Origin of the sequence: Streptomyces bohaiensis (assembly GCF_012033785.1) — a bacterium.
In the GTDB taxonomy this organism is placed as follows: Bacteria; Actinomycetota; Actinomycetes; order Streptomycetales; family Streptomycetaceae; genus Streptomyces; species Streptomyces bohaiensis.
In genome coordinates, this window is record NZ_JAAVJC010000403.1 from 1 (window position 1) to 3,148 (window position 3,148).

Sequence of the window (3,148 nt, forward strand, 5' to 3'; positions counted from 1 at the left end):
GCCCCTGCCGGGCGCCGCCCGCCGCGGTGCGAGCGGCGCCCGCCACCCGCACTCGATGCGTGCCGAGGGGCCTTTGCCCCGGCGACCGGCGGTGGACCGTCCGCCGCCCCACCACGCTGCGGGGCCGCCGCCGCACCCCGTCGCTGCGCCTGTCGGTGGCCTCAAGTCACCGCATCGGGTGGGTAATCGGCATCTCCCGCATTTCGGGTGAATGGGCGGGGTAGAGTAGCGTGCCGATCCGCGCGTGTGTTCGTCTCCAGCGAAGCCACAGGCCAAACGCCCTGTGACCTTTCCCACAGCGCGTTGAATTGCCAGCGGCCGCGCATCTCCGGCAGGGTGTGCAGCTGTCAGGCCCCGCACACGGCACCGTCGTTCACCCTCGGGTGGTCGACAGCAGTAGCTCTCCACAACTGAACAGCCGCTCGCCGTGTGCCGCCCGAGTACCACGCGGGCCCCCTTGCGAAGACGCGGGGAGTCCGCCGGGCCAGTGTCTCCCGTGACCGTGATTGCAGCGGAGGCCCGTGCCAGGGGCACGATTGTGCCCGTGGGGGTCACCCGGACGGGCGATGGTGGAAGGAAACCGTGTGAGCCGGATTTCGGTCCGGGGATTCGCAGTGGCGTCTGCTACCGCGGTCACGACCGTCGGTGCTGCCGTCGGCGTTGCCTCCGGTGAGGACAGCTCGGCGAACGACCTCGAGGTCGTCGCCGCCGATGCTTCGCTGCTCGTCGACATTCCCGCTGCCGGGGACGCCCAGCTGCACACCGCCGCGCTCAGCCTCCAGGCCGAGTCGCAGGACCACGTCGCTGAATCCCTGACACGCCAGTCCGCCGAGGAGACCGCCCGCAAGGCGGCCGCCGAGAAGGCCTCCGCCAAGAAGGAAGCCGCCGAGAAGGCGGCTGCCGAGGAGCAGGCCGCCAAGGAGAAGGCGGAGCGCGAGGCCAAGGAGAAGGCCGAGCGGGAGGCGCAGGAGGTGGCCGCGAGCCGCAGCACCGCGCGCTCCGACATCAGCCCTCCGGTGCAGGCCAGCTACACCAAGGCCGAGGTCCAGGCCATGGCGCAGCAGATCGTCGGCGGCGGCCAGTACCAGTGCTTCTCCGCCATCGTCACGCGCGAGAGCGAGTGGAACCACACCGCCACCAACCCCAGCTCCGGTGCCTACGGCCTGATGCAGGCGCTGCCCGGCACCAAGATGGCCTCCGCCGGTGCCGACTGGCGCACCAACCCGGCCACGCAGATCAAGTGGGGCCTGAACTACATGAACGAGCGGTACGGCAGCCCCTGCGGCGCCTGGGAGTTCTGGCAGGCCAACCACTGGTACTGACCCGGGCGTGAGGCCGGCCCCACCGCCGTTCCGTCGTTCCGGCCCGTGCCGGGTCCGCCCCCGCGGTGCCGTTGCCGCCGATCCGGTGCCCGACGCGTGCAGCGCGCGCAACCTTCACGCGGCTTCACCGACCCGCCCGGTTCCTTCCATCGGGTTACCTGCCGCAGCCACCCGGCCGCACGGTAACGTCGGTCGGCGCGGGCCGCGCGGTGGGCCCGGCGCCCCGGCGCGGACAAACAGGGGGAAGAGGACGACGATGGCAGCACGACTTCAGCGGCTGCGGGCCCAGGTCTCGCGGGTGCGCTCGCGGGTCTCGGCCTACCGCCAGGCAGCCGAGGAGGAGGTGGCGCGCCGCGAGCGGGAGCACGAGCGGCGGGTGGTGGGGGACGACGAGCCCTCGCTCCACCACGGGCGCCCCGAGGGTGACGCTCCCACCCGCACCCGCATCGCGCAGTCGGTCTCGGTCTCGGCGCGTTCCCCGTTGGCGGCCGGTGAGACGGCGCCCCGGGCCACGGCCGAGGACCCGGCGGCCGGCGGCCACGGTGGCGGCGACGGGCGGCCCGGCGGACCCGGGACGCGCCCCGGGCCGCCGCCGCCCGCCGAGGCGCTCCCGTGGGGACTGCGGGTGGCGAGCGAAATCTGCTGGCGGCTGCTCGTCATGGCGGCGGTCGTCTGGGTGCTGATGCAGGTGGTCGACGCGATCAGCCTGCTGGTCATCTCGTTCGCGGCAGGGCTCCTCGTCACGGCGCTGCTCCAGCCGTTCACCGGGCGCCTGAAGCAGATGGGGCTGGGGCGTGGCGCCGCCACCGCCGTCACCTCGTTCACCGGCTTCGGCGTCATCGGCCTGGTTGGCTGGTTCGTGGTGTGGCAGGTGATGGAGAACATCGACAACCTGGTCGAGAGCGTCACCGACGGCATCAACGAGCTGCGCGACTGGGCGGTGGACGGTCCGTTCGCCGTCTCCGAGGACGACCTCACGCAGATGGTCGACAACGTCAACCGCTGGTTGAGCGACCACAGCGCCGAACTGACCTCCGCCGGGCTGGAGGGCGCGAACTACCTGCTGCGCTTCCTCAGCGGCGCCGGTATCGCGCTGTTCGTCGTGCTCTTCCTGCTCTACGACGGCCGCAACATCTGGTACTGGTGCCTGAAGTTCCTCCCCGCGTCGGCCCGTCCCGGGGTCGCGGGGGCGGGCCCGCGGGCGTGGATCACCCTCACCGGCTATGTGCGCGGCACGGTGCTGGTCGCCGCGATCGACGCCGTCGGCATCGGGATCGGCCTGTACATCCTCAACGTGCCGATGGCCGTCCCGCTGGCGGTGATCGTCTTCCTCTTCGCGTTCATCCCGATCGTCGGAGCCTTCGGCTCGGGCGCGCTGGCGGTGGTGGTCGCCTTCGTGACGGACGGTCCGATCACGGCGTTGCTGGTGGTGGCGCTGGTCCTGGTCGTCCAGCAGGTGGAGAGCCAGATCCTGCAGCCGCTGATCCTGGGCCGGCTGGTGCGGGTGCACCCGCTGGGGGTGGTGCTCGCGGTGACCGCCGGCACGCTCCTCGCGGGCATCCCCGGAGCGGTCGTCGCCGTCCCGCTGGTCGCGGTGCTGAACACCGTCGTGGGCTATCTGCGGGCCTACCACCGGGAGGCGGAGATGCGGGCCGACCCCCGGACCAGCGGCGCCACCGTGGCCGCTCTCGCCCCCACACCCCCGCCCTACTCGATGGAGAAGGGCGAGGCCCCGGCCGAGCCGGCCGCCGGCGCGGCGGGAACGGAGCGGCCGCCAGGCGAACCCGCCGACGGCGGGGGCCCGGCCGGCACGGACACGCCCCCGC

Annotated in this window: 2 protein-coding genes; both read left to right on the forward strand. The window is 72.8% G+C overall.

Going from position 1 to position 3,148, the window contains the following annotated elements; genetic code table 11:
* Nucleotides 1-584 precede the first annotated feature (584 nt).
* Nucleotides 585-1,322, forward strand: a complete 738-nt coding sequence (locus HCN52_RS23240; RefSeq protein WP_168090398.1) for an aggregation-promoting factor C-terminal-like domain-containing protein — start codon at nucleotides 585-587, stop codon at nucleotides 1,320-1,322.
* A gap of 256 nt (nucleotides 1,323-1,578) precedes the next feature.
* On the forward strand, nucleotides 1,579-3,148 hold a 1,570-nt coding region (locus HCN52_RS23245; RefSeq protein WP_168090399.1), incomplete at its 3' end, for an AI-2E family transporter.